This is a genomic window from Haloarcula limicola, assembly GCF_010119205.1.
Classification (GTDB): Archaea; Halobacteriota; Halobacteria; order Halobacteriales; family Haloarculaceae; genus Haloarcula; species Haloarcula limicola.
The window spans coordinates 428,423-452,999 of the sequence record NZ_WRXM01000002.1 but is presented as its reverse complement, the minus strand read 5'-3'; the positions used below and the strand labels follow the sequence as shown (position 1 = coordinate 452,999).

The 24,577-nt window shown below is 61.6% G+C and carries 25 protein-coding genes; 7 read left to right on the top strand and 18 right to left on the bottom strand.

What is annotated here, in order from left to right; translation table 11 throughout:
• Positions 1-5: 5 nt before the first annotated feature.
• A complete protein-coding gene (locus tag GO488_RS11775) occupies positions 6-1,313 on the bottom strand; it encodes a polysaccharide deacetylase family protein (RefSeq protein ID WP_162318022.1) in 1,308 nt (435 codons plus the stop codon).
• A 341-nt stretch (positions 1,314-1,654) separates the two neighbouring features.
• On the opposite strand from GO488_RS11775, the gene GO488_RS11770 reads away from it, so the two are divergent.
• Complete coding sequence (locus GO488_RS11770; RefSeq protein WP_162318021.1) at positions 1,655-4,012, top strand: MBL fold metallo-hydrolase; 2,358 nt, start codon at positions 1,655-1,657, stop codon at positions 4,010-4,012.
• A 146-nt stretch (positions 4,013-4,158) separates the two neighbouring features.
• On the opposite strand, the gene GO488_RS11765 is transcribed toward GO488_RS11770, so the two are convergent.
• Positions 4,159-4,479 carry a DUF5783 family protein gene (locus tag GO488_RS11765; protein ID WP_162318020.1) on the bottom strand — a complete coding sequence of 107 codons (321 nt, stop codon included), beginning with the start codon at positions 4,477-4,479 and terminating at the stop codon, positions 4,159-4,161.
• A gap of 124 nt (positions 4,480-4,603) precedes the next feature.
• A complete protein-coding gene (locus GO488_RS11760) occupies positions 4,604-5,437 on the bottom strand; it encodes a CPBP family intramembrane glutamic endopeptidase (protein ID WP_241692936.1) in 834 nt (277 codons plus the stop codon).
• Between the two features lie 225 nt (positions 5,438-5,662).
• On the opposite strand from GO488_RS11760, the gene GO488_RS11755 reads away from it, so the two are divergent.
• The 4 genes from GO488_RS11755 (at position 5,663) to GO488_RS11740 (ending at position 7,608) form a co-directional block, all read left to right on the top strand.
• On the top strand, positions 5,663-6,004 hold the full coding sequence (locus tag GO488_RS11755; protein WP_162318018.1) for an ArsR/SmtB family transcription factor: 342 nt from the start codon (positions 5,663-5,665) through the stop codon (positions 6,002-6,004).
• Position 6,005: 1 nt separating this feature from the next.
• On the top strand, positions 6,006-6,335 hold the full coding sequence (locus GO488_RS11750) for a hypothetical protein (RefSeq protein WP_162318017.1): 330 nt from the start codon (positions 6,006-6,008) through the stop codon (positions 6,333-6,335).
• Positions 6,335-6,628: a DUF7521 family protein gene (locus tag GO488_RS11745; RefSeq protein WP_162318016.1), complete on the top strand. Its 294-nt coding sequence runs from the start codon at positions 6,335-6,337 to the stop codon at positions 6,626-6,628. The genes GO488_RS11750 and GO488_RS11745 overlap by 1 nt, the downstream gene beginning before the upstream one ends.
• A gap of 167 nt (positions 6,629-6,795) precedes the next feature.
• Positions 6,796-7,608, top strand: coding sequence for an aldo/keto reductase (locus GO488_RS11740; RefSeq protein ID WP_162318015.1), 813 nt, complete (start codon positions 6,796-6,798; stop codon positions 7,606-7,608).
• 1 nt (position 7,609) lies between these two features.
• Here GO488_RS11740 and GO488_RS11735 read toward each other — a convergent pair whose 3' ends face one another.
• From GO488_RS11735 to GO488_RS11725, 3 genes are all read right to left on the bottom strand, one after another.
• Positions 7,610-7,858: a hypothetical protein gene (locus tag GO488_RS11735; protein WP_162318014.1), complete on the bottom strand. Its 249-nt coding sequence runs from the start codon at positions 7,856-7,858 to the stop codon at positions 7,610-7,612.
• Between the two features lie 125 nt (positions 7,859-7,983).
• The gene (locus tag GO488_RS11730) at positions 7,984-8,988 is read right to left on the bottom strand and encodes a sensor histidine kinase (protein ID WP_162318013.1); all 1,005 of its coding nucleotides are present in this window, start codon (positions 8,986-8,988) and stop codon (positions 7,984-7,986) included.
• Positions 8,989-8,996: 8 nt separating this feature from the next.
• Positions 8,997-10,484: an ATPase domain-containing protein gene (locus GO488_RS11725; protein ID WP_162318012.1), complete on the bottom strand. Its 1,488-nt coding sequence runs from the start codon at positions 10,482-10,484 to the stop codon at positions 8,997-8,999.
• Between the two features lie 203 nt (positions 10,485-10,687).
• On the opposite strand from GO488_RS11725, the gene GO488_RS20220 reads away from it, so the two are divergent.
• Positions 10,688-10,936 carry a lyase family protein gene (locus tag GO488_RS20220; protein ID WP_162318011.1) on the top strand — a complete coding sequence of 83 codons (249 nt, stop codon included), beginning with the start codon at positions 10,688-10,690 and terminating at the stop codon, positions 10,934-10,936.
• A 169-nt stretch (positions 10,937-11,105) separates the two neighbouring features.
• Here GO488_RS20220 and GO488_RS11715 read toward each other — a convergent pair whose 3' ends face one another.
• Positions 11,106-12,314, bottom strand: a complete 1,209-nt coding sequence (locus GO488_RS11715; protein WP_162318010.1) for a Cdc6/Cdc18 family protein — start codon at positions 12,312-12,314, stop codon at positions 11,106-11,108.
• 911 nt (positions 12,315-13,225) lie between these two features.
• Between GO488_RS11715 and GO488_RS11710 the strand changes: the two genes are divergently transcribed.
• Positions 13,226-13,435 (top strand): hypothetical protein, encoded by a 210-nt coding sequence (locus GO488_RS11710; protein WP_162318009.1) that lies wholly within the window; start codon positions 13,226-13,228, stop codon positions 13,433-13,435.
• Between the two features lie 16 nt (positions 13,436-13,451).
• Here GO488_RS11710 and GO488_RS11705 read toward each other — a convergent pair whose 3' ends face one another.
• The 11 genes from GO488_RS11705 to GO488_RS11655 all read right to left on the bottom strand — a co-directional run bounded on the left by GO488_RS11705 (position 13,452) and on the right by GO488_RS11655 (position 24,535).
• The gene (locus GO488_RS11705) at positions 13,452-14,948 is read right to left on the bottom strand and encodes a TrkH family potassium uptake protein (protein ID WP_162318008.1); all 1,497 of its coding nucleotides are present in this window, start codon (positions 14,946-14,948) and stop codon (positions 13,452-13,454) included.
• Positions 14,945-16,282: a Trk system potassium transporter TrkA gene (gene trkA / locus GO488_RS11700; RefSeq protein ID WP_162318007.1), complete on the bottom strand. Its 1,338-nt coding sequence runs from the start codon at positions 16,280-16,282 to the stop codon at positions 14,945-14,947. Before trkA ends, GO488_RS11705 begins: the two co-directional genes overlap by 4 nt.
• A 336-nt stretch (positions 16,283-16,618) precedes the next feature.
• Positions 16,619-16,897 (bottom strand): hypothetical protein, encoded by a 279-nt coding sequence (locus GO488_RS11695; protein WP_162318006.1) that lies wholly within the window; start codon positions 16,895-16,897, stop codon positions 16,619-16,621.
• A 156-nt stretch (positions 16,898-17,053) separates the two neighbouring features.
• Complete coding sequence (locus GO488_RS11690) at positions 17,054-18,328, bottom strand: TRAP transporter large permease (RefSeq protein WP_162318005.1); 1,275 nt, start codon at positions 18,326-18,328, stop codon at positions 17,054-17,056.
• A 1-nt stretch (position 18,329) separates the two neighbouring features.
• Positions 18,330-18,896, bottom strand: a complete 567-nt coding sequence (locus GO488_RS11685) for a TRAP transporter small permease (protein ID WP_162318004.1) — start codon at positions 18,894-18,896, stop codon at positions 18,330-18,332.
• 44 nt (positions 18,897-18,940) lie between these two features.
• Positions 18,941-20,077, bottom strand: a complete 1,137-nt coding sequence (locus GO488_RS11680; protein ID WP_162318003.1) for a TRAP transporter substrate-binding protein — start codon at positions 20,075-20,077, stop codon at positions 18,941-18,943.
• Positions 20,078-20,415: 338 nt separating this feature from the next.
• Positions 20,416-21,696 (bottom strand): histidinol dehydrogenase, encoded by a 1,281-nt coding sequence (gene hisD / locus GO488_RS11675; RefSeq protein ID WP_162318002.1) that lies wholly within the window; start codon positions 21,694-21,696, stop codon positions 20,416-20,418.
• Between the two features lie 142 nt (positions 21,697-21,838).
• A complete protein-coding gene (locus tag GO488_RS11670) occupies positions 21,839-23,011 on the bottom strand; it encodes a UxaA family hydrolase (protein WP_162318001.1) in 1,173 nt (390 codons plus the stop codon).
• 4 nt (positions 23,012-23,015) lie between these two features.
• Complete coding sequence (locus GO488_RS11665; RefSeq protein ID WP_162318000.1) at positions 23,016-23,339, bottom strand: UxaA family hydrolase; 324 nt, start codon at positions 23,337-23,339, stop codon at positions 23,016-23,018.
• Between the two features lie 45 nt (positions 23,340-23,384).
• Entirely contained in the window at positions 23,385-24,380 is a 996-nt protein-coding gene (locus GO488_RS11660) for a YeiH family protein (RefSeq protein WP_162317999.1), read from the bottom strand.
• A gap of 2 nt (positions 24,381-24,382) precedes the next feature.
• Complete coding sequence (locus tag GO488_RS11655; RefSeq protein ID WP_162317998.1) at positions 24,383-24,535, bottom strand: hypothetical protein; 153 nt, start codon at positions 24,533-24,535, stop codon at positions 24,383-24,385.
• Between the last annotated feature and the right edge of the window lie 42 nt (positions 24,536-24,577).

Sequence of the window (24,577 nt, the reverse complement as noted above, 5' to 3'; positions counted from 1 at the left end):
CCGTCTCAGGACTGCTGTAGCTTGAGGAGGTCGGAGGGAGTCGCGACTTCGAGCTTGCCCTGCCGCTGCCAGTCCTCGATGATGTCAAGCAGGTGGTTGAAGTGCTCCTCGTCGACGTCCTGATCTTTGCCGATGTCGGCGAAGTTGACGACAGTGAGCTGGTTGTACTTCGCCGCGAGGTTGATCATCCGGGCCGCGCCGTTCAGGTCCGCGCCGCTGACCGTCGAGACGGCCTCCTTCCCGACCGGCGGGACGATGTTCGGACACGCGCCGTAGGCGAAGCCGTACTCGTGGAACTCGTCGACGAGGTCCAGCGTCGTCCTGTCGAAGCTCCCGTACGGGAGGGCCACGAACTGCATCCCCTCGCGGAACCCTTTCAGGCGGAGGTACTCCTTCGTCTGCTTGATGAGTCGGCGCTGCTCGTCCTCGGACATCTCCGGCAGGGGCGTCCCGACGTGTGGCGAGGAGATGACGTCCCAGTCAGCATCTTGCATCTCCCGGAGCTGCCCGGTTGTGAGCGCGCCGTCGCTGTTGATCTGGTCGGGGACGGCGGCGACCATCGCGGACATGTCCCGCTTCTTGAGTTCTTGGAACGCCACGTCGTACTGAGAGGCATGACTGTCGCTGAAGGAGAGGACGACGCGGCCCTTGTCGGTCGGTTTGGGATGCTTTCGGAGGTCGTCGACGACGAAGTTGATGGGTTCGCCGTCAGAGAGGACGACGATGCGGAGCTCCTGAACGCTCTCCATCATCGGATCGCCGCGGAGGCCGGTGTAGCCGAGGTCGACGCGCATCCAGCCGTCCATCGCGTCGGGGATGTAGCGTCGACAGACGAGGTGGTCGCTCCGGGCGGGGGCGATGACCTCCATCGCGAGCTTGCCCGGGCTGGGTTTCTCCATCTTGACGGCGATCGAGAGGTTGTTCTTCGTGAGGTCGAGGCCGTCGGGATAGGCCTTGTACATCCCCGCGCCGCCGCCGGAGGGGTTCTGGATGCGGACGGACTGACTGCCCCGGAAGACGTCTTCGGTCTCCGCGGAGACGTCGCCCTGAATCGTCCCCCAGTATTCGAGGTCCTCGAAGTCGTCGAGGACCGTCCCGCGGTCCGTGTAATTGAACTCTTGAGTGGGGGTGCCCGTCTCCTCGGGCGTCCCCGTTCCGTTCTCCGGCGTCGAAGTGGGCGTCGCCGTCCCGTCGCCCGTGGGCGTGTCGTCGGTCTGTGGGTCGGCATCACCAAGTGCGCCACAACCTGCGAGCATGGCAGCACTCGATGCGGCCGCAGTGAGGAACATCCGGCGATTGGTGTTTCGCTTCATCTGATCCGTCTTTCGTTATGTCACTTCTTTATATTGTGGTGGCTAAATAGCGCTTAGATAGCAGGTAAACCGACTCGAAACAGTCCAAACCGGGCGTCTATTATTCGCCAATTATGTGTGTCTAAACCGTATATTACGCCGAGAATACGGTCTCTCTCTCGAGTATTTCTCTCCCCGTTCACCGGTGCTGTGGTTCCGCACCGGGATCACGAGACAGTTGGGTCGCGACCCGACGTTGACCCCCCTCAGAACTGAATTGTATCGACGCCGCGAACGAAGCGAGGGTACAAAGTGCTGATGAAAGATAACATCTATAATATATAACGCCGTCTGGGTCTACTGTGCGCCTCTCCTTTCACCACGCCAATCCCGACGACGGGAACGAGTCGTTCCTCGTTCGGTTCGGGACGGAATCCGGTGCGAACCCGTGTGTTCTCGTCGACGCGGGCCACGGCGTGGACCTCGACGCGCTACTGAGGCCCGAGGACCGGCTCGTCGCTATCTGTCTGACTCACGCACACCTCGATCACTATTCGAGTCTCAGTGACGCCCATCGGGACGACGTCCCGATCCTCGCCTCGCCGGCGACGGCGGCGGTTTTGGACGACGTCTTCGACGTCGCGGCGGTCGAAGCGTACGCGGAGATCTCGTCGGCGGTTACCGACGCGATCACTCCCGTGGACGACTGGACCTCGCTCACCGACGAACTCGCGGTGCATCCCGTTCCGGCGGGACACGTCCCCGGCGCTGTGGGGTTTCTACTCCGAGCTAGCGACGCTGACCGGACCCAGCAGCTACTGGTCACCGGCGACTTCACGGTGCGATCGGCCGGCGGGTTTCCCGGTTTCGCCGCCGACGGCTTCTTCGACGTCGACGTGCTCTTTCTGACGGGTGCTACCGACGACGGCTTCGAGGGCTCGCTGACCGACGCCCTCGGCAAGGCCCTCGACCGAGCACACGGCGGGTCCAGAACGCTCGTCGCGGCGAGCGGGATCGTCGGCCCGCAGATCGCGTATCTCCTGTCCGGCATCGTCGACGAGTACGACCTGCGGGTGCCGATCCGACTGGTCGGGCAGGCCGCGAAACTGTACGACGCCTTGGACTACGACTGTGCCGGCGTCGAGGCGATTCCCCACTTCGACCACACGGACGAGTGTCTCGACGCCGGAACGATCGCGATCGCCGGACCCGAGATCCCCACGGAGCGAAGCAGCGGTCGGTTGTTCGGCGTTCTGCGCGAAGACCCGAACGCCTGCGTGGTCCAACTCGTCGGGTCGGGTCACGACCCCCTCTCGCAGGCGCAGTGTACGATCCACAGCTACGAGTTCGCGAACCATCCGACGGGGGAGACGCTCAGAACCGTCCACGACGCGGTCGATCCCACACAGACGGTCGTGACACACCGTCACGGCGGTGCGAAGAACGCGTTCAACGACCTCTCGAGTGTCGTGTGGGGGGCTGGAGATACGGACGAGTACACGCTGTTCGACGGCGAGCGCTGGCGATTGCCGCCGTGGATGCCCGGAACGACCGTGAGGCGATCCCGCGGACGGAGCGTCCAGCAGCTCGCGGGAGACGAACTCCTCGATTCGTTTGCGCTCCCCTCGCTCGAGAGACGCGATACCGTCGAACTCGAAGCCGAGGGGATCGACCGCGAGCGCTTAGAGACCCTGCTACATCTGCGCGTCGACGCGACGAATCGAAACGTGCCGACGACGACCGACGAATCGACAACCGATGACACACCACGAGAGACCACAGTCACATCGATGAATAGCGACGAGACCGACCCGTCTGACTCGACGGAGACTGCACGTGCCACGGACGGCAATGGGCTCGTGAAAACGACCGGCGTCGACCTGAAAGCGGAACTGGACCCCCGAATCCAGGCCGCGATGGAGAACGGGGAGCTGACCGAAGCCGAGGTCGAGACGGCACTCGCGTCCCGAGAGCGGGCGATCGCGAAACAGATCGGCGAGGACGTCGACGCAGAAGCGGCGTCCGAGAGTGAGAGCGCTGATACGGCGACGGCAGCCGAGACGAGCGACGCGGATATCGACGAATCGAGCGACGCCGGGGCAGCTCCGAGACGAACAGCCGACGGAGACGCGACCAGCGAGGGCGCGACCGACGGCTCGACCGACGTGTCCGACGACGCTGGCGACGGGAGTCGCGACGCCGGAGACGACGAGGCAAACGGGGGGCCGACCGACAGCGAGACCACAGAAACCGCCCCCACCTCCGCGAGCGGTACCGACCGAGAACCGGACGACGCTTTCGCTCTGGATCTGGACCCGCTGGCCATCGCGTTGGCCGCCCGTGCGGCCGAAGGCGAGTCCGTCGAGCGCTGGATCGAGACGGCCGTGGAAAACTACGTCCTCGCGCTGCTGGCCGGGGAGGCAGCCGGTGACCCGGACGCCCGGCTGACCGTCGATATCGAGACCAGCCCCGTCCTCGACAGCGTCCTCACCGCGACCGTCGACGACGACGACCGCTTCGATTCGGTCCGCGGTCTGGTGACCACCGCACTCGCCGACCAGTTATCGGACACCACTGGGATAGAGACCGCGGAGTCTATCCGCCTTCCCGAACCCACCGAGCGCTATCTCGATGCGATCGTCGCCAACGACGAGTACGGCTTCGAGACGGTGGCCGATGTCGCCGAGACCGCCATCCTCAGTGCGCTGCAAGCGGACTGAGAAGCGAGTGACTGAGCCTCGGGGAACCGCTGTACCGCGAACGCGAACTCGACCGCGCCTGTTCGTAGCCCCCGAAACGTTCTCTCTTCGATTCCGGGACCTCGGCCTCGGTCTCTCGTCGGACGCGACGCGTACTCTCTTTCCGACTACGAATCGAACCCGAAGAGTCGGCGAAGCTCGGCCTCGATGTTGTCGGTAAAAGCGGTGAGCACGGTATCGAACGTCTCCCGGTCGCCGGGCAGCGATTCGGCCCGCTCCGACGCATCGTCGGGCAGTACGACCCGGAACTCGCCGTCCCCCTCGTAGACGGGTTCGCTCTCGCTGAGGACCTGCCGGTCGATCCCGCGAAGCACTTCGGAGTCGTACCGGCCGTGGAGGTTCTGATAGGCGTTCGAGTACGCGGTCTCCAGCTCCTCGAAGTAGTGGACGTACTTGTCCTCGAACTTCTCGGGGTCGAACTCGGTCATCACCGGAGAGAGACCGCGCGGACGAAAAGATGCTGTGGCTGCCCCTCCTCGGCGAGTGAACCTCGGTAGCAGCCGAGTAGGGTGAGGTCGTCGACCACGCCTCTCGGTACTCCCCGCTCGGTCGTCACTCCTGGAGTGGCGTCCATCGCGTCACGCGGTCGTCGATTCGAAGTGAACCGTCTCGGCGACGAACGTACAGCAACACGAAGACGCCACCGAGGACGGCGAAGAGGGCGAAGACGAGCCCCTCCTCGCCCGTCCAGCGTTCGGGACCGGCCAGTTCGACGACCAGCAGCTCGGGCGTTTGTTGTGAGTGTCCCAGGCCGAACACGACGCTCTGTGTGAAATTGTAGAAGACGTGGAACCCGATAGATAGCGCGAGGTCCCCCGTCACGACGTAGGCACCGCTGAGAACGAGACCGGCGACGAGGTAGTACCCGTACTGGCTGGGAGCAGATATCTTCCCGCCGTGGAGGAACGCGAAAACCGCGGTGCTGAGACACACCGCCAGACCGACGGCGGCCCACCGGGGGAGATATCCCTCGGCTCCCTCGGCCACGTTCTTGAGCATCGCGCCGCGTATCGTCACCTCTTCCCACGCTGCGGCGGTCGCAACGTAACAGAACACGAGCGTTACCGCGGGCGCGAAAGAGAGGTCACCCGACCCCTGAGTGAACCCGGCGATCGTCGCCCACCCGGCCCCGACGGCGACTGCGAGGGCACCGGCGTTAATACCGGTCGCTATCAGTCCGCCGGCAGCGAAGGAGTGCCACCACGCGCGATCTAACGAGAGCCCGAACTCGCCGAGCGGTCGCCGGTCCAGGAGCCGAGAACTGAGCAGTACTGCCCCGACCAAGACGACGAGCAGTGTCAGCACCTCGACGGTCTCTCGAACCGGATGCGCGAAGCGCGCTCGGACGACCGGTTGGCTGGCCGCAAGCGCACCGAACGTCACCACTATCGGGAGGACCGCACGGAGTGGTGCGCGAAGCCGTCGCTCATCGCGGTTCCAGACCGGCCAAATAAGGCGATTCCACGCTTTTCGAAGCGCGGACCGAGCCGATGGTTGCTCGTGTGACATACTCGAGCCAACGAGCGAGGGACTAGTAGCTCCCCAGGCGCAACTGCTGTCCCTGAAGTCGTGAAGGGGGTTTTAATCGGTATCCGCTCACTGGGAGTAGGTATGGTCGAGGATGACGAGGCCGTGTTGTCGCTACTCGACGACGAGTACGCCCGGGCTATCCTCGCCGAACTCACGACCGGACCAATGTCAGTCGACGAACTCTGTACGGCCTGCGAGATGTCCGACTCGACTGCCTACCGCCGTCTGGACCGACTGGAAGCCGCAGAGCTGGTGACGACGAAACGGGAGCTCGATCCCGACGGGCATCACTACAAATGCTACGCCGCCACCGTCGAGGACGTCACTGTTTCCTTCACCGACGGGACGTGCGAAGTATCCGTCGCCCGTTTGTCGACGGATCCCGCGGATCGGTTCACCGACCTATTCGAGGGGTTGTCCTGAGATGTCGCCGACACTACTACAGATACGTGCCACCGGGAGCGAGCCGGCGATTGCACTCGCTGTGCTTGCAGTTACCGCTCTCTCCATCGCGCTCTCGCTGACTATCGCACTCGTTCTCGCTCGCGGCTACCGTCGAGGGCCCGGCCGTCGAGGGATGCTCTGGCTCGCGGTCGGGCTACTTCTGCTGACGACGATTCCGGAACTACTTCGCGTCGGACTGCCGACCGCGACCGGTATCGACACGTTCGGCCGTTCGGTCCTCGTCAGCGGCTGCGAACTGCTCGGGTTGGGAACGATCCTCTGGGCCATCTACGGAGGGACTACCCAGTGATGAACGCGGACCCGCTGCCGATGGCGCTATTCAGCGTCGCCGTCATCTCGCGCGGACTGACCGCTCTCCTCGGTCTGTTCGTCGCCTCGCTCGCGTACCGCGGTTACAGACGTAACGGTTCGGCGAAAATGCGCGCGCTCGCGGTCGGTATCGGGCTGTTGACGGCCGGGGTCTTCACAGCGGTCGCTATCGCCGACGTCGCCGGTGCTGGGGACGGGATCGTCCTGCTCGCTCGCGGTGTCGTTACTGTGGCGGGTCTCAGCGTCGTCCTGTACGCGCTCGTCGCCGAGTGAGGCGAATCGCGAACTCTGTCGAACGTTCTCGTCGTCTCACGAGAACAGAGCTCGTAGAGAGCGGTTCCGGTCGAAACATGTAAGCAACGGACGCGCGGAATCGGTCGGCCGACTCGACTCGCGTCCCTTCGGCACAGATTCTTCTCCTCGCCGTTCCTGTCTCGAATATGGAATACGTTACCAGCGATCAAACGCGACTCCCCGCGCTCGGACTGGGAACGTACCGCCTCAGAGGAGAGACCTGTACGAAAACAGTGAGCCGTGCGCTGGAAATGGGGTATCGTCACATCGACACCGCGGAGTACTACGACAATCAAGCGGCCATCGGGAAGGCGCTCGCCGACACCGACGTCGACCGGGACGACATCTTCCTCACCACGAAAGTCTGGCGGACCAACCTCGCACACGACGACGTGCTGCAGTCGGCGCGGCAGAGCCTGGAGCGACTCGGACTCGATGCGGTCGATCTCCTGTTGATACACTGGCCGAGCCGAAGCGTCCCGTTAGCGGAGACCATCGACGCCATGAACGAACTCCAGGCCGCCGGTGCGGTGGCGCATATCGGTGTGAGCAACTTCTCGGTGGACCAGCTCGAACGGGCGCGCGAACGCTCCGAGACGCCGATTCTCACGAACCAGATCGAGTACAACCCATACACCGACCAGGCCGACGTCCTCGAATACTGTATCGAGAACGACGTCGTCCTGACCGCCTACAGTCCGTTGGCGAAAGGGAAGGTCTCGGACGACGAGATGCTCGCGGAAATCGCGGAGCGTCACGGGAAGACGCCGGCCCAGGTCGCCCTTCGATGGCTGCTCCAGCAGGAACAGGTCGCGGCGATTCCGAAGGCGTCGAGTCCGGCCCATCTGCGGGCCAATCTAGACGTCTTCGACTTCGAGCTCACGGATGAGGAGATGACGGAGATATTCGACCGACAGGAGGGCTTGCCGACGAGACTGCGACGAGCGCTGGGACTGTAGCTCAGCGCTCGACCACGACTCTCTTCGTCTGTTTCGCGTCGATGCCGAACAGCAATCCGGCGAGGAACAACAGCTCGTTGCCGGTGTAGTACTGCTCGATAACGTAATTGACGAGGCCGATGTCCGGCGCTGCTACTCCGAGTATCACCAACAGGAGCGCGATTATCGCGGCGAGGCCGGCGACCCATCTCACGACGACGCCGGAGACGAACCCCACTACGAGGACGACCGCGGCTGTCAGGAGACTCATCGGACGCCTCGTCGAATGTACGTCGCCTCTCGGTCGCGCGCGAGCATCTGATACGTCATTGTGTCCTGCGTACGTCCGGACACCCCGTATGTCTCTCGATACGGCCGCCCGAACGTTAGTTCGCTTCAGTCGCTGCGCGTCACGTCTACGTCGGTGACTTCGAAGCGCGCGCCGCCAGTCTCGCTCTCCGTGACCGTGCACTCCCAGTCGTATATGTCAGCCAGCTCGTGAACGAACGCCAGTCCCAGGCCGGTCCCACCGTGCTCGCTCGCCGTGGTGTAGCCGACCTCAAAGACGCTCTCGCGCTCGGCGGGTGGGATACCCGTGCCGTCGTCGGCCACGTAGAAGCCCGCCGGCAGCGCGCCGACCGTGACGGTCACGTCCGAGCCGCCGTGCTCGACCGCGTTCTCGAACAGGTTTCGGAAGAAATGGCGGATGTAGGTCTCGTCGGCCTGTATCGCTCCGTCGACTTCGATCACCAGCGTCGCGTCCCCGGTGTCGATGACGTCCCACGCCGCTCGCGCCGTGTCCGCCAGCCGTATCGTCGTCGGGTCGGAGACGGCCTCGTGGCCCCGCGCCAGCACCAACAGGATATCGATCATGGCTTCGAGGTGGTCGAACGCCTCGCCGATGTACTCGACCGCCTCGGCGTTTTCGTCCGTCGATAGCTGCTGGCTGTATATCTGGCCGATGGTGACCGGATTGCGGAGTTCGTGAGCGAGCATGCTGGCGAAGCGGTCGAGGCGGTTAGCGTTCTCCATGAGCGTTCGCGTATTGGCTCGGCGAACGAGGAGGTTCGAGAGCCGCCGAAACAGGATGGCCTTGTCGACCGGCGCGGTCATTATCTCGTCGACGAGCTGCGGGGCGTCCGCCGTGTCGGGGTCGGGTAGCTTGATGTTGATGTCGGTGTCCTCGCGCCGAATCAGGACGACGGGACAGAACAGCGGCTGGTGCTCGCGTTTGTGCGCCAGCAGCGGCTCACGATACTCCGGGAGCGTGCGGTCGTCGACGATGTGACAGTCGACCGCTCGGACCGTCTGGTCGACTTCGACCGCGTACCGCTCCCGGAGGACTGCCGCTAAGGCCCGTCGGTTCCCCTCGTCCGCGGTGAGGACCTGCACCTGATTCATCTCGCGGACTACTCCTCTGGCTGGTAGGTGCCCCGCTCGTCGACCGGGCGGTCGCGCCGCACCCACTCCGGAGTGCCGGTCAAGATGCCGCGAGCGTTGGTTATCGGATCGCCGACTTCGATGCCGTCCGCGGAGACCGTGAACTCCCGGAGCGTGTCTTCGAAGCCGCCGATACGCTTTTTCACGACGCCGGCGACTCGCTTGAGCCGACCGTCCAGCTCGACGTATTTCAGGAAGATGATGTTGTCCGCGATGTAGCTGATGTTCGAACTGGTCGGGCTCTGGAGACCCGTCACCTGTCCGATCTCGTCGATCAGTACGACGGCTACGTTCTTGTTTTTCAGGTACCTGGTCAGAGCGTGCAGTTTCCGAGCGAGCCGTTCGTCGCTGCCGTACAGCGCCGATTGGTACCCGCTGATACCGTCGATGACGACGAGTTCGACGTCTTCCTCTTCGACTTGAGCGCGGGCTCGCTGGCCGAACTCCTCGGCGGACTGCGTGAGTGGATCGATCGGTTCGAGCGTGAGCGTCCCCCGGTCACAGAGATCGGTCACCGGGATCCCGAACGTCTCGGAGCGATGGACGAACATGTTCGTCGATTCCTCGAACAGGTACGCGACGGCGTTGTCGCCACTTGATGCGACCGTCTCGAGGAACTCGGTCGCGGTGGTCGACTTGCCAACGCCCGACGGCCCGCTGATGATCGTGACCGTCCCGCGTTCGATGCCGCCGCCGAACAGCGCGTCGAAGCCGTCGATCCCGGACGGGATCTGGGTCGGGTCGAACGCCTCGTCGTACTCTTCGGGGACGAGCGACGGGAAGACCTCGATACCGTCGGCTCGGATGGCCATGCCGTGAGTGCCCGACCGGTCACCGACGCCGCGGTGTTTGACCACGTCGATGCGGCGTCCGATGTCGCCGCGTTCGAGGGTGACGATCCCGTCGCTCAGCGACTGCAGTTGGTCGGCGAGGTCGCTGCTCGTCTTCGTCGCGAGTACCGTCGTTCCGCGGTCCTTGAGAAACCGCATGAACGCGATCATGCGCTTGCGGAACTGGTACTCGGTCGTCTCGACGTACTGGAGCTGGCTGATCGGGTCGATGAGAACGCGGTTCGGGTCGACCTCCTCGACCGCTTCTCTGATGTCGGCGATGTAACTCTGGTACTCGACGTCCTGGGGGTTCACCAGGTCGTACGTCCGCTCCTGGCTGAAGAACTCGGACTCCGGCCCGAGGTCGAGGAAGTCGACGCCGTCGAGGTCGATGCCCAGTTCCTCGGCGTTGAGACGGAGGTCGTCGCGCGATTCTTCGCCGTGGATGAACAGGACGTTCTCGTCGTTCTCCAGTCCCGTACTGAGGAATTTCGACCCGAGGAGCGTCTTCCCGGTGCCCGGACCGCCGAGAACGAGATAGATGCGTTCGGCGACGAACCCGCCTCGGAGTAACGAATCGAGACCCGAGATACCGCTAGAGTACCGCTCACGCGCTGCTATACCCATTAGCCGGTAGACTCGTTACTGGTATATGCCAGTTTGGGTTGCAAGCTCGCTTCGGGCTGGTTACAGAGGGGCGAAGACAGTCGTCAGTGAGCCGACTGACGCCGGTTTGGCCTCTGTCTCCGTTCGCTTCACATGTGGGATATCACCGATTTACGGTATCGTGAAAGGCCGAGGCGTACTCGTCCTGTCACCGCCTATTCTCGATGATCACTCTGGCCGAACACGTCGGCCGCCAGACCGCACACGGTATCGTCCACGACAACGCTATGGACGCGATCGAGACGGGGCGGAACTTCCGAGACTGTCTCCTGGCGGACGAGCGCGTCACGGAACACCTCTCCGAGGCTCACGGATCCCACAGCGTATACCGGTCTCTCGGCATCACTCGTCGATTCGGTCCTCGACTCTTTCGGTTCTCGACCGTCGAACTCGTGAGTCGCTTAGGCGCGTGACTTCGAGACACTCGGCTTACTGCATCTACAACCCACCACGCACCGAGTGTAGTGAGTGTCTCGGGCTCTATACAGGGTGGAAAGTTACAGTTCTGCGAGTCACCAGCGCCGCTGTCGTCCACGCCACGAACACACCTCACACCGAGTGAAGATACGGTCGCAAACTCGCCTACTCTTTTTCCGATTCGTTCAATGCTTGGATGACAATTTCTGGCCTCCGCAGTAAGCGATGTTCGAGATAGCTCCCCTCGCTTTGTCCACCTCCTGTGTGATTCGACTCTGTGATACCCAAAAACGACTGCTCCTTGAGGAGTCGGTAGACCCGATCCTCCGAAAGCGCGTCTGCGCCCTCTTGTTCAGCGAGTTTCGTATAGATCGTATAGATACGGTGCGTTCGAAACGCTTCTTGCTCGGGATTGTCCGCAGTGAGTAAGGCAAGGGCGTGGAGAATATGCTTGACGTGAGGGGTCGTCCCGCCCACTAGCTTCTCGAATCGGTTGACCTCTGCTCGCTGGACCGCATCATCGACGTGAGCGATCGTGACCGACTCTGTCCCTTGTTTTTCAGCCAGACGACCTGCTTCGTAGAGCGTATCTATCGCCTTCCGTGCATCACCGTGTTCTTTCGCAGACAGGGCAGCGACTTTGGGGATTACATCGGGTTCGAGCACGCCCTCTTCGAAGGCATCCGTCCGATTCTGGAGAATCTCTCGCAGCTGTTCGGCATCGTACGGATCGAATACGAGTTCGTTGTCCTGTAGACTGGAATCGATACGCTCGTTCAGTCGTTCGCGAAATTCGATTTTATTGCTGATACAAATCGCGCCGATGTGCGTACTCGATTTACCACTTTCTCGTGCCCGCGAGAGGCTTCGAAGAAGTTCGTCGTCGTCTAACTTGTCTATCTCGTCGAGAATGACCACGAATGAATCAATGCCGTACTCAGAAAGAAGATCCCATGTGATATCTCGGTAATCTGCTGCCGCGATTCCGACTCGCGGAACATCAACGCCGACGCTCAGATTGGCAGCGAGTTCACGAGCCATCTCCCGGCTTGCCTTTGCTTCCGTCTGATAGTCAGAACAATCCACGTAGGCATATTGAAACGCAACGTCGTTCCCCTCTGCTTCGTGGTGCGCTTCTCGTGACACACACCGGGTAACGAGTGACTTTCCGGTCCCCGTTTTCCCGTAAACGATTGTGGTCTCAGGTGGACCACCGACTGTTGCTGGGCCGAGCGCTTGTCCGATCGCGTTCACTTCATCGTCTCGACCGACGACACGCGCCAGCTCTGGTACATGGCCGACTCGGACGAGCTCTCTATTCGCGAAAATATCGCCCGTCGCGAAAATGTTGTCTGTTTCTTCAGACCCTGTCATCTGATATTCTATATCAGTTCTCTTCGAGGGATAAATCTAACGACCTTACAACGAGTGAAGCTCCCGAAAGATGTTCTGAGCCGCGAATATAACGTTCCAAGTAGCACTTATAAATGCTGGGTTGGAAGAATACACACCGCATACCGAGTGAATGGAGAAGTGATAGTACCACTAATCGTTCTGTCCAACTTCACTCGGTGCCCGGTGTGTCTCCCACTCGTACGGCCGCTATTCCAGAACGGTCTTCAGTTATCTTTTTGGCCGTATCTGGCGAGCTATTGTCATATATCAGTACACTCTACACCAAGTGAAGTTACAAGCGTGAGCCAACATAGTCGTATAGCGATTTATCAGGTTCTGCCGTTACTGATACGCTGAAGGTTGCTAGAGTGCGACGAAGCACTGCTCTTCACTCGGTGTCCGGTGTGTCTATACGAACTTTCATACCCGCTTGCTATATGCCTACTAAATCACTAACCACCAGGTTGTTCAGCGATGTTCGTGCCCGGACAGGGTCGAGATCTCGCCGATGAACAAGTAGTGTGCAACGGCGTCGGCGAAGAACGTCTGGTGGCACAAATAACGGAACTCAGTCGGGAAGTCGATATACCCCGTTATCAAAGCGGCGGCGAAGTTCGGCGCTCGCGGCTGCCCAGTCAGGCGAGTCCCCCTGGATGAACGTCCCTCCTCGCGCGCCCCTTCGTCGGTCGCGTAGCCGAGTACCGCTTCCACATTCTTTGGATGCCCCGCTGATCGGTCACCTTGACGTCACGACAGAGACCCGGAACGGATACATATATGAATTAATAGACAGTTCCTCTGCCTGTTCCCCCTCTGAGTATATAAACGGCTTGCAGAAAGAAGGCATGCACTAATACTTCGACAGAGTCGTGAACGAGCAAGTATACAACATGAGCGGCGATAAAGACGACGTTCCGGGTGGGGACCCAGTGATGCTCGGCGACGGTGAGACACCGGTGCCGTGTTTCGATCCGCACTGCTGTGAGCACGCGACCGTGCCGTGTTTCGACACGAACGTGCGCCGCGAAGTGGCGTTCTGTAACGCGCACGTCGAGGAGTGGGCGGCGAACGAACACATCGTTCGGTCGAGCGACCGGTAGCCGCAGTTCTGCCGACTCACGACCGCCAGTACGACGGCGTCAGCAGCACCAGTACCGGGATGATCTCGATGCGACCGATCCACATGAGAAACGTCATGGCCAGTTTCGTCGACCGCGGGAACGGGTCGTAACTCTCGAGCGGGCCGGCGATGCCGAACGCCGGGCCGACGTTGAAGAAGGTCGCCGCCGCTGCCCCCATCGCCTCGAACTCGGTGACGGCCAGCCCCACTCGGGAGGCATCGACGACGACGAAGATCGTGGCGACGATGAAGAAGATCAGGCTCACGAGCGTGTACGCGTAGATGTCTCGAATCGTCTCCTCGTCGACGACGGACCCGCTCAGACGGACCGGCCGGATCGCGCTCGGGCTGGCGGCCGTAAAGAGGTCGCGTCGGAACGCCTTCGTGACGACCAACCAGCGCAGCGTCTTGATCGAGCAGGTCGTGCTCCCGGCCATCCCGCCGATGAACATACAGACGAACAGGAGGTGTTTCGCGCCCGACGACCATGTGTTGAAATCCGTGCTCGCGTAGCCGGTGGTCGTCACGATGGAGACGACCTGAAAAAGCGAGTGGCGCGCGATCGCCTCCAGATTCGTATACGGTCCGCCGTCGACGAGCAACACGCCGCCGACGGCGAGCGAGAACGACGCCAGGATCCCCACGTAGAAGCGGAACTCGTCGCTGTCTCGGACGCGGTCGAGGTTCCCCTGCAGAGCGAAGTAGATGAGGACGAAGCTCGTCGCGCCGACCGCCATGAACGGGACGATCGCCCACTGGACGGCGGGCGAGAAGGCGACGATGCTCTCCCCGCGCGGCGAGAAGCCGGCCGTCGAGATGGTCGTGAAGGCGTGGGCCACGGCGTCGTACAGCGTCATCTCGGGGGCGAGGCCGAGCAGATGCAGTCCGTACAGTACCGCCACCTGGAGCCCGGTCAAACCGATGTAGAGCTTCCAGAGGAGCGCGGCGGTCTCCGAGATCCTGGGCGTGAGCTTGTTGACGTCCTGCGTCTGGGTCTCGGTCTCCATGAGCTGTGCGCCCCCGACCGAGAGCTGAGAGAGGATCGCCGTCGCCAGGACGAGGATGCCGAGCCCGCCCATCCACTGCAGGACCGCACGCCACATGAGCACGGCGCGGGAGTGACGCTCGAAGTCGACGATGATCGTGGCTCCGGTGGTCGTGACGCCGCTCATGCTCTCGAAAAGCGCGTTCACCGGCTCCCCGAGGACGCCTTCGCCGGCGAGCACGAAGGGAGTCGCGCCGACGAGTGCGATGCTCAGCCACGACAGCGCGACCATCAGAAACGCCTCCCGCGTCCGGAGGTCGCGCTCGTCGGTCAGTCGTTCGAGCCCGAACCCGACCGCGACCGTCCCGACCATCGGAGCGAGAAACGGCAGCAAGCGCGTTCCGTCGTAGAGTGCGAGTCCGAGCGGCAAGAGGAGCGGAACCCATAGCCACTTGAGGATCGTCCCGACCAGTCGGCAGCTGACCCGCCAGTCGACGCGGACGCTCATACGGCGCTCATGACCGTCGAGAGGGCGTCCGCCGCGACGAAGAGGACGACGTGGTCGCCGGGTTCGACGACCGTGTCACCGCGGGGGACGACGAACGCCCGCCCGCGCGTGATCGCCCCGATGACGACTCCCGAAGGGAGTTCAGCCATGCTCTCTCGGATCGGTCGCCCGGCGAGGGCGCTCGCTTCGTCGACCTCGATCTCCACTACCTCCGCCTGTCGGCCCTCGATGAGCGAGAGGTTCTCGATCTTCCCCTCCTGGGTGAACCGGACGATCTCCTCCGCCGTGGCCTCGCGGGGGTTGATCGCGACGTCGACGCCGACCGCCTCGAAGAGGTTCGTGTACTGCCCCTCCTCGACGACGGCGACCGTTCGCCGGACGCCGAGGTTCTTCGCGAGCAGCGAGATGAGGAGGTTCTTCTCGTCGCTCTCCGTGGCCGCGATCACGGCGTCCGCTCGGTCGACGTGTTCCCCGGCGAGGAACTCCACGTCCGTCCCGTCGTGTTCCATCACGAGCGTCCCCGGAAGCGCCTCCGCGAGCTCTCGGCCGCGCTCCGGGTCCTGTTCGATGAGGCGAGCGCCGAGGCCGCGGTCCTCGAGCACCCTCGCGGTCTGATAGCCGATGTCGCTCCCGCCGACGATCACGATATCGCGGGCCTCGTCCGGCGTCGTCGCCGGCGCGACCGTCCTCGAAAACGCCTGGACGCTCTCCGGGTCGCCGATGACGATGGCTTTGTTTCCGGCTTCGATCGGCGTCTGTCCGCGGGCGATCACGACGTCGCCGTTTCGGACCAACGCGGCGAACGTCAGCCCCTCGAACGTGTCCGCGGCTTCGACGGTCCGTCCCGCGATCTCGCTCTCCTCGGTCACCTCGAACTCGGCCATCTGGACGAGTCCGCCGACGAACGGGTCGACGTCGACGGCGGCGGGCAACCCGACGACGCGCACGATGTCCTGTGCCGTGAGCAGGTTCGTCGACACCATGAAGTCGACGCCGAACGCGCCCGCCGACTGCCGCCAGGTGTCGAGGAAGTTCGCGTTCCGGACCCGAGCGATGGTGAAGACGTCGCCCGTCGTCTTCGCCGTCCCGCAGACGGCTAGGTTCGTCTCGTCGTCGTCGGTGCTGGCGATGAGCATGTCCGCCTCGCCGATCCCGGCGTCTCCGAGGACCGAAAGCGACGTTCCGTTCCCCTCGATCGCCAGCACGTCGCTCGAATACGTGAGTTCCTCGACCGTCTCAGAATCCACGTCGACGACGACGACGTCGTGACTGTCGGCCAGACTGGCCGCGATGTTGGAGCCGACTTCGCCGGCCCCGACGATGATCACCCGCACCGGTGTTCCCTCACTGTCTCCATTAGATACGTCTACGGGTCTGGCGATACAAAAAACCGTTCTCGATAACCGACCTGTATTCGTCCGAAGAACTGCGTGCCGCAGTTGCCGTTCGCTGGCCTACAACTGTCTCATATCGGCTCATACACTCGCGAGGAGCGTCTGAAATGCGCTATTCAAATCCAAATCAGCAGGTGGTATTCTGACCTATGGGAATAGAAATCTGGAATCCAGATACACGTCGAAATAACGCCGGAACTGTGCTCGTATATCAGAATTTGGCATCATTGTGGAGTATATATCCTCCGATACGGCAGTAGATGGCCGAGTATTGGATCAATCGACGCTGGGTTCGGCGCGCGTTTCGGAAGTGGAATCGTCGCCTCGATCCTCTTCGCTCGAGTGGTCGTGTAAGTAGTCCACGATGATGAAGTCTAGCGCGAGAAGTGAGGACGCTATCAGAAGCGTGAGGAACTGTGCGACGTTTCCGAAGAACGGACCCTGTTGAACGAACGGAATCACCTGTGAATCGAGTAGGAGGTTCACGAAGAAGACGAGCGCTAACACGCCGCTCGCGTACCTGGCTGTTCGTTGGATCGAGCTTGCTGTGACCATCGTCTAGTCGTTCTGAGAGCAAACACAAAAATCCTTGGGAATTAATCAAGATAGTTACCCGACCTCGCGTCTCAGTACTCGAGCCAGTGGCTTATCGAAGGATGGCCCTGGCAGGAACCAGCGGCTTTCCGCCTCCGAAAGGAGAAACGGCAGAAATCAGATGCCCCACATGGAGAGTATCGGGAACCATGCGATCAGTAGGATGATCGCCAACATCGCCAGCATGAACGGTACTGCGTCCTTTGCGATATCCGTGATGGACTCGCCGCTGACGCCGGACATCACGTAGAGGTTGAGCCCAATCGGCGGCGTGATGAACCCAACTGCGAGCGCGGAAATGAAGAAGACGCTGAAATGCACGGGGTGCATGCCGATACGCTCGCCGATGGGAAGCAGTATTGGACCGAGGACGAGGATGTTCGGCGTCGTCTCCATGATCGCGCCCGCCATGAAGAGGATTACGACCATGATCAGGGTCACGAGATAGAAGTTCGTCGTCGTTCCGATAATCGCACTCACTAGGGCTTCCGGGATGCCAAGAGCGGAGAGCGCTTGACTGAAGAGCAGCGCAATCGCGATGATCGGAGCGATGACGCCGTTGACGAGCGCACTCCGTTCCAACATCTCCGGAAACTGCGGGAGCGACAGTCGCTGCAGCACGACTCCGATTGCGATAGCCGTGATGACGGCGACTGCAGATGCCTCGGTCGGCGTGAACACCCCGGAGTAAATTCCGCCGAGGATGATGAACGGTATCAAGAGCCCGTACTTGGCATCCCAGACGCTGTAGGCCACATCGCTGACCTGGGGATGGCCGGTTCCGGATTCGTAGCCCTGGACCCGATTCATTACGACGTTCATCACGACCATCCCGAGCAGTATCGCGACCCCGGGAATCAGCGCCGCCAAGAAGAGCGTCGACGCGGAGATGCCGAAGACGAGGCCGACGATGATGTACGAGATGCTTGGCGGGATGAGAATACCGGTCGAAGCGCCGCTTGCGACTATCGAACTGGCATAGGAGCGGGAGTACCCTCGCTCTTCGAGACGGTCCAACGTGATTCGACCCAGCGCCGCCGCGTCCGAGGCGTTGGAGCCGCTGATGGCCGCGAACAGGCCACAGCCGAACAGCGTCGCCGTTCCCATTCCGGTACGGAACCCGCCGAAGACGCTCTGCGTGAAATTCAATAGCTTCTCCGAGAAGCCCGTTTCGACGATTGCGTCCCCGGTCAGGATGAACAGCGGGACGGCGATGAGGGCGAAAGCGTCCAGTCCAGTGAAGAGTGTCTGGCCCAGCAACACAGTCGGGAGGACGCTAGTTACCTGAAGGAGCAGGTACCCACCGATTCCTAACGAAGCGAAGACCGGAACTCCAAGGAGAATCAAGACCGCAGTCAGAACCAGAATTCCGAGGATAGTAGCGGAGACCATGTTACGAGAACAGCTCCTCGCCCTTATACACCGGACGGCCCTCACGGACGTCCTGAACGTCCCGATACAGCGCTTGTAGCACCCGGACTGCGATGAGACTCATTCCGAGCGGTATCGCCACCTGAAAGTAAATCATGTCGACGCGAAGCGCCTCCGATACCGCCCCGAACTGGAGTTGGGTCTGTAGCTGTGGAATCGTCCACCGGATAGCGACGACGACGAAAGCGAGGGTGACGAGGTCGCCGAGGATATACAACATCCCGGTCACGCGCTCTGAGACGTACTGGTGGAGGATATCGATGCGGATGTGTAATCGCTCGTTGATTCCCCAACTGGCACCGATCCAGGTCAGGTAGATGAACATGTACCGCGCTGTCTCCTCGCCCCAGAGACTGGCGTTGTTGAGAACGAATCGCCGAAAGACCTCGACACCGATTATTGCAATGATGTATACGTAAAAAGAGAGGAGGAGATACCGCTCTAGGTTCTCGTTCAACGCCCGTGCGAACCTCGACGCTCTATTCGTGGCCCCGTCTGACTTCGTAGCCTGTATCGTACTTTCGGACATGATCTGGTGTTTTAGTAGTCTCCCGCGATTCCGCTCTCACAGATTCAACTCGGGACTTCGAACTCGCTCTGTTTCTCCGTCGCCTTCTCTAATGCCTTGAACGTCTCCATATCGCCCGCTAGCTTCTCTTTCCAACTATCCCACTCGCTACGCTGATAGCCGACTGCGTCTTTCCACTGCTGGATCTGACTGTCCGATGGGTCGTGAATCTTCACGCCGGCCTCTTCGAGTTGGCTGATAGATTCCTTCCGGGACTTCGGCACCTGTTCGAGATTCGCCTGGAACGTCTGCTTTGCGGCCTCGTCGACCGCTTTCTGAAGGTTGCTCGGAAGCTTCTGGTACCACTGCCGGTTCATCGCGTACACCTGCGCGTCTTCGACCATCTTGATTCGCGTAATGTGCGAGACGAGGTCGCTGAATCCGAACGCGACGAACGCTTCGATGGAGACGTGAAGCGAGTCCGCGACGCCTTCCTCGATGGCAGTCGGCGTCTCGCCCCACGGAATCGGAGTCGGATTGGCACCGGCCATGTTCCACGTCTCTTTGAGAATCTCTGAACCGGGAATTCGGTGTTTGTACCCCTTCATATCGGAGGGGACCATCACCTTATTTTTCCCTTTGCCGACGCCGACCGCTCGCGGGTCGATGACCAGATAGAACAGCGGCTCGAATCCGTTCGACCGTATCTTGTTGTGAACGTTGCTCTCCCACGCGTCGCTCGTGACTAAGTTGACGAACTGCTGGTTCGTTCCGGCGAAGTACGGCAGGTTTACCAGGTCGACCGCCGAGGCGTACGGCGAGAAGTTCGAGAACGAGAACTGTGCCGCTTGAACAGTTCCCGACTGAACCTTCTGGGCGAGTTGAGAGCCCGAGCCCAGTACGCCATTCGGATGAAGTTTCACCGTAATTTGCCCGTTCGAAGCCTCCTCGACGTTCTTCTTGAACGCCTGTTGCATCACCGGGTAGACTTCCGTCGTGCCGATTTTGTAGGCCGTGGCGACGTCCATCTGGTAGGACTCGCCTCCCGAACCCGAAGTCGCTCCTCCGGTCTGTTCCCCGCCGGTGTTTCCACTACCGCTGCCACCGCCGTCGCCACCGTCGCCGCTACAGCCCGCAAGTGCAACGATGCTGGTCGCGCTACCGATTCCTTTGATGTATTGCCGTCTGTTGACTCTCGGCATGGCCTATACGTGAAGATGGGAACATAAATAATTTATGGACATAGACGTGATCCCACTCGTTGTCTCCCTCTACTGTAATAGAAGGGGCATCTCAAGCCCGTAGAAACCTGAACTCGGCAGTCCTCGTACCCGGCGCACCGATAGCTGCTTCCCGTATCGATACCCGAGCCCGTACTGGTGTGCTTGCGGTAAGTCCGTCGAAGCTCCGACTGGCCGCTCCGAACTGTCGTCGGCGTCGAAAGTCAGTGAACGCTCGGCCACACGCCGTCGTCACGGTCGGTGTGCGAATCGTTTCGATTGGGACTACGGACGTCTGGCATCGGCGTGTCTCCGTTCAGTCACTTCTGGTCGACCGGCCGATGCTCGGCCGAAAGCTGGTGGCCGTGCATCCCTTCCATTTCGGAGATACGCGCAGCGTACTCCGACAGGTGTGCTGCCCCCTCGGGCGTGAGTTGCTGGTGGGTAATCGTCTTCATGTAGGCCCCGACCCAACAGCCGCCGTTGAAACGGGCGGTCCCATGAGTCGGAAGGATATGGTCCGGACCAGTCACCTTGTCGCCGAACGCCACGGGCGCGTCGTGTCCCAGGAAGGCCCCTCCGTAGTGGTGGAGGTCCTCGAGGATGTCGCGGGGCTCTTCGGTCATGATCTGGACGTGTTCGATGGCGTACTCGTCGGACACCGCTGCGGCGGCGTCCTCGTCCGGGACGACGATGACTTCGCCGTTTTCCTCCCAACACACGCGCGCTGTCTCCTCGGTTTCTAACTTCGGCAGCCACGTCTCGATTTCCTCTAGCGTCCGTTCGGCGAGACCCTGATCCGTCGAGACGAGAACCGGTTGTGACGTCTCGGTGTGTTCGGCCTGTGAGAGCAGGTCCAATGCCACGATTTCCGGGTCGGCCGTCTCGTCTGCAATGACGAGCACCTCCGTCGGTCCGGGCAGTAAGTCGATGTCGACGTCACCGAACACCTGTCGCTTGGCCTCGAAGACGAAAACGTTGCCCGGCCCCGAAATCACGTCGACTGATTCCACGGTTTCGGTGCCGTAGGCCATCGCTCCGATGGCCTGTGCGCCGCCGATCTTGTAAATCTCGTCGGCGCCCGACTGGTCCATCGCGTACAGCTGGTAGGCGTTCGCCGAACCGTCCGGGCGCGGCGGCGTACAGGTAACGACCCTATCGACGCCCGCGACGCGGGCGGGGACTATCGACATCGGTGCCGACGAGATATGGGTGAAGTGCCCGCCGGGGACGTACGTTCCCGCTGCTTCGACCGGGAGCGTCCGCTGGCCGCACCGAATGCCGTCGCCGAATTCTTCTTCGAAGTCGCTGTCTATCGAGTCTTTTTGCGCCTCGGCGAAGTTCCGAATGCGTTCGATGCTGTAGTCGATTCGTTCTTTCTCCTCTTCGGTCAACTGCTCGCGCGCCGACTCGATTTCCTCGTCCGTGACTCGGAACTCCTCGAGTTCGACGCCGTCGAACTTCGCGGTCAACTCTCGAACTGCTTCGTCCTGGTCCTCGCGAACCGAAGAGAGAATCTCGTAGACGCTGTCGCGGACGTCTTTCGAGATTTCCGTCGACTGGTCGGGTGCCTCTTTGAGGTAGGTGCGTTCAGCTCCCATACCCGAACGTCTATCTCTAACTACTAAAATTTTTTGCTGCTTAAGTAATATTCATTCGTAAGACAACCGCTCAAATATTACTGCCTGAACCGCTAACCGCTAATCGGTTCGGTCCGAACCAGGGGAGTCGGAGTAGCGTTCCTCAGGTCGAGGGACCGATGCGGTGGATGGCGAACTGACTCTCGCCCAGCGCCTCACTCAGGGTGACCTTGCCGTTTACCACGTCGACGATCTCGTCCCAGAGCTGGTCGGTCGCCCAGTCGAAGGACTCGTCGCCGACCAGTGCCTCGCTGACGTCGACGTCGGTCTCCTCGGGGACGCGCTCGGCGCTTCCGGGATTCCCGGTGATCTTGATCGTCGGCATCACCGCGTTCGAGAGCGTGTGGCCCTGTCCCGTCGAGATGACCATGAAGTGCGCGCCGCCCGCGCCGATCCCTGTTACGGATTCCGCGCCGTGGCCGGGCGTGTCCATGATGTACATCCCCGAATCGCGGGGAATCTTCGCGCCGTAGTCGATGATGTCCTGAATGGGGCCGTCGCCGGATTTTACCAGCGCACCGAGCGACTTCTCCTCGATGGTGGTCAGCCCGCCGTCCATGTTGTCCGGCGTGGGCTGTGCGCCGCGGACGTCGTAGCCGGTCGCCTGAAGCCGGTCGTCCCAGTGCTCGACGCGTTCGAGGATCTCCTGTTTGACCTCGTCGTTGACCGCCCGTTCCGAAAGTTCGTTCTCGCCGCCGAAAAACTCGGGCGTCTCGGCGAAGCAGCCCCGCCCGCCGTAGTCGTCGATGAGCCGCCAGACGGCGTTGGCCGTCGCCTTGTGCTGGCAGAGCCCGCTCGTCGTGTCCGAAGTCGCGCAGTTGATACCGAAGGTCAGGTTCGACATGTCCGAGGGGACGCGCTTCTGTGCGCTGGCGTCCTGGGCCATCTCCTGGGCGGAGTTGACTGTCCGCTTGAGGGCGTTCATGACGCCTTTCTCTCGGTGAATGTTGACCGAGTCGCTCGGTCGGCCGGTCTCGGCGATGTCTTCGGCGAGTTCGTCGCCGTCGACGATTTCGCCGGCGTGGGCGACGACCACCGCGCCGTAGGTGTTGGGATGCGTTGCGTACCCCAGCAGGGTGCGATAGGTCTGGAAGACGTCGGGCTTGGTCTGACAGCGCCCGAGCGGATGCGTGATCGGAATGGCGTCTTCGACGATGTCCGCTGCCCGCTTGACCGTATCGTTGGCGTAGGGTGCCGTCGAGACGATAACTGTATGATTTCGTATGCCGACGCTGCCGTCGTCGCGTTCGTATCCGAGGAATTGGTTGTCGTTCATTGTCTTACTCACTCACTACCTTCGCTTGCTCGTCGTCGGCGAGGTCACCACGACCGTAGTTCGATTCGACGTTGTGGACGTGCACCCACGTCCCTGCGGGGATGTCCTCTGTCGCGTTACCGATACTTTTGCCGTACTTCGTGATCGTCTCGCCGGACGCGATGTCCTCGATAGCAATCTTGTGGCCGAAGATTACGTCTTCGGCGATCTCGACGGTGCGTTCCTCGTCGCCGACGCCGACCGAAACGGTCTCACCGGCTTCGAGTTCGCGCAGCGCCGTCGCGACGTTGTCCGTTGGTTCGACTACTTGCAGATACCTGTCGGGCATACAGGCTGTGAATCTTCCCAGCGACATATAAATGTGTTGGTGAACTCAAAATATCGTGAAGACGAGCAAGAGAGCGAGCGAACTGACCGTCAAGAGATGGACGAACACGAGCAGTACCGGTTTGAGGCCCGCTTCTCGAATCTCGTCGAGTCCGATGTCGAAACCCAGCCCCGCAAAGGCCAGCAGGAACAACCACGACCGAACCGCCCCGATCGTGCTCACATCCCCGGACGAGAACGTTCCGAGGTTCGCGACGAGGACGACCACGAGAAAGCCGAGCAGAAACTTCGGAAACCGGTTCCAGATGCGTGAAACTGCCAGCTGGTCCGTCTCTGCAGTGGCGTAGCGGACCGCGTAGCCGACCGCGACGACGCCGATGAACGTGTTTCGGACCAATTTGGTCACGGTCGCCCACTGTCCTGCCGTCTCGGAGACGGCAAAACCGACGGCCGCCGTCGGTCCCGTCGAGAACAGGCTGAGGCCGGTCCAGATGCCGAACTGTTTGTCCGAAAGTTGGAGCAGTTGGCCAGCGGCCGGAAAGAGGACCAGCGTCACGGCATCGAAGAGGAGTATCGTCGCGACGGCGTAGGTGATGTCGGTTTCGTCTACCTCGATACTCCCAGCGACGGCCAGCACGGCGGAAACCCCACAGACGCTCGCGCCGGCCGCGAGGAGTGACGTCGTCCGCTGCCCGATTGCGAAGAGCCGTCCGATGACGAACTCCATGTAGAAGACGCCGAACACGACCACACTCGTAGCGAGCCCGAGGACGAGTGGACCGGTTTGGACGAGTTCACCCAGCGTGAGACGAACCCCCAGCAGGACGATTCCCGTCTCGAGGAAGAGGCTGTGTGTGTTCAGACCGGGCTGAGCCCACTCGGGGACACCCACCGTGTTAGCGGCGACCGCTCCGAGACCGATTGCCACGATGAGCGGACTGAGTGCCGGGACGGAATCACCCAACAGACGGCTACACACAGCGATTCCGAGAAGGACGACGAGCCCCGGCGAGAGTGAGCGGAGCCGTGATAGGGCGGTCATCGTCAGAGGCCGACGTCGAGGAGTTCGAACAGGACGATGAGGACACCGAAGAGCGCCGCTTTCCACCCCCGGTCGAGTGACGCCCAGTGACGAGCTACCGTGTCTCGGAGGTGGTTGCATCGCTCGCTCGACGAATTGTCGTGTTGCTCGAGCATACGTTCATTCGAAAAGCGTAGAGCAATTATTTATAGTTGGTG

Bases quoted from the DNA above. Each gene is read 5' to 3' on its own strand.
- GO488_RS11775 (WP_162318022.1), bottom strand. From the start codon at position 1,313: ATGAAGCGAAACACCAATCGCCGGATGTTCCTCACTGCGGCCGCATCG.
- GO488_RS11765 (WP_162318020.1), bottom strand. From the start codon at position 4,479: ATGACCGAGTTCGACCCCGAGAAGTTCGAGGACAAGTACGTCCACTAC.
- GO488_RS11755 (WP_162318018.1), top strand. From the start codon at position 5,663: ATGGTCGAGGATGACGAGGCCGTGTTGTCGCTACTCGACGACGAGTAC.
- GO488_RS11750 (WP_162318017.1), top strand. From the start codon at position 6,006: ATGTCGCCGACACTACTACAGATACGTGCCACCGGGAGCGAGCCGGCG.
- GO488_RS11745 (WP_162318016.1), top strand. From the start codon at position 6,335: ATGAACGCGGACCCGCTGCCGATGGCGCTATTCAGCGTCGCCGTCATC.
- GO488_RS11740 (WP_162318015.1), top strand. From the start codon at position 6,796: ATGGAATACGTTACCAGCGATCAAACGCGACTCCCCGCGCTCGGACTG.
- GO488_RS11735 (WP_162318014.1), bottom strand. From the start codon at position 7,858: ATGAGTCTCCTGACAGCCGCGGTCGTCCTCGTAGTGGGGTTCGTCTCC.
- GO488_RS11730 (WP_162318013.1), bottom strand. From the start codon at position 8,988: ATGAATCAGGTGCAGGTCCTCACCGCGGACGAGGGGAACCGACGGGCC.
- GO488_RS11725 (WP_162318012.1), bottom strand. From the start codon at position 10,484: ATGGGTATAGCAGCGCGTGAGCGGTACTCTAGCGGTATCTCGGGTCTC.
- GO488_RS20220 (WP_162318011.1), top strand. From the start codon at position 10,688: ATGATCACTCTGGCCGAACACGTCGGCCGCCAGACCGCACACGGTATC.
- GO488_RS11715 (WP_162318010.1), bottom strand. From the start codon at position 12,314: ATGACAGGGTCTGAAGAAACAGACAACATTTTCGCGACGGGCGATATT.
- GO488_RS11710 (WP_162318009.1), top strand. From the start codon at position 13,226: ATGAGCGGCGATAAAGACGACGTTCCGGGTGGGGACCCAGTGATGCTC.
- GO488_RS11705 (WP_162318008.1), bottom strand. From the start codon at position 14,948: ATGAGCGTCCGCGTCGACTGGCGGGTCAGCTGCCGACTGGTCGGGACG.
- GO488_RS11695 (WP_162318006.1), bottom strand. From the start codon at position 16,897: ATGGTCACAGCAAGCTCGATCCAACGAACAGCCAGGTACGCGAGCGGC.
- GO488_RS11690 (WP_162318005.1), bottom strand. From the start codon at position 18,328: ATGGTCTCCGCTACTATCCTCGGAATTCTGGTTCTGACTGCGGTCTTG.
- GO488_RS11685 (WP_162318004.1), bottom strand. From the start codon at position 18,896: ATGTCCGAAAGTACGATACAGGCTACGAAGTCAGACGGGGCCACGAAT.
- GO488_RS11680 (WP_162318003.1), bottom strand. From the start codon at position 20,077: ATGCCGAGAGTCAACAGACGGCAATACATCAAAGGAATCGGTAGCGCG.
- hisD (WP_162318002.1), bottom strand. From the start codon at position 21,696: ATGGGAGCTGAACGCACCTACCTCAAAGAGGCACCCGACCAGTCGACG.
- GO488_RS11670 (WP_162318001.1), bottom strand. From the start codon at position 23,011: ATGAACGACAACCAATTCCTCGGATACGAACGCGACGACGGCAGCGTC.
- GO488_RS11665 (WP_162318000.1), bottom strand. From the start codon at position 23,339: ATGCCCGACAGGTATCTGCAAGTAGTCGAACCAACGGACAACGTCGCG.
- GO488_RS11660 (WP_162317999.1), bottom strand. From the start codon at position 24,380: ATGACCGCCCTATCACGGCTCCGCTCACTCTCGCCGGGGCTCGTCGTC.
- GO488_RS11655 (WP_162317998.1), bottom strand. From the start codon at position 24,535: ATGCTCGAGCAACACGACAATTCGTCGAGCGAGCGATGCAACCACCTC.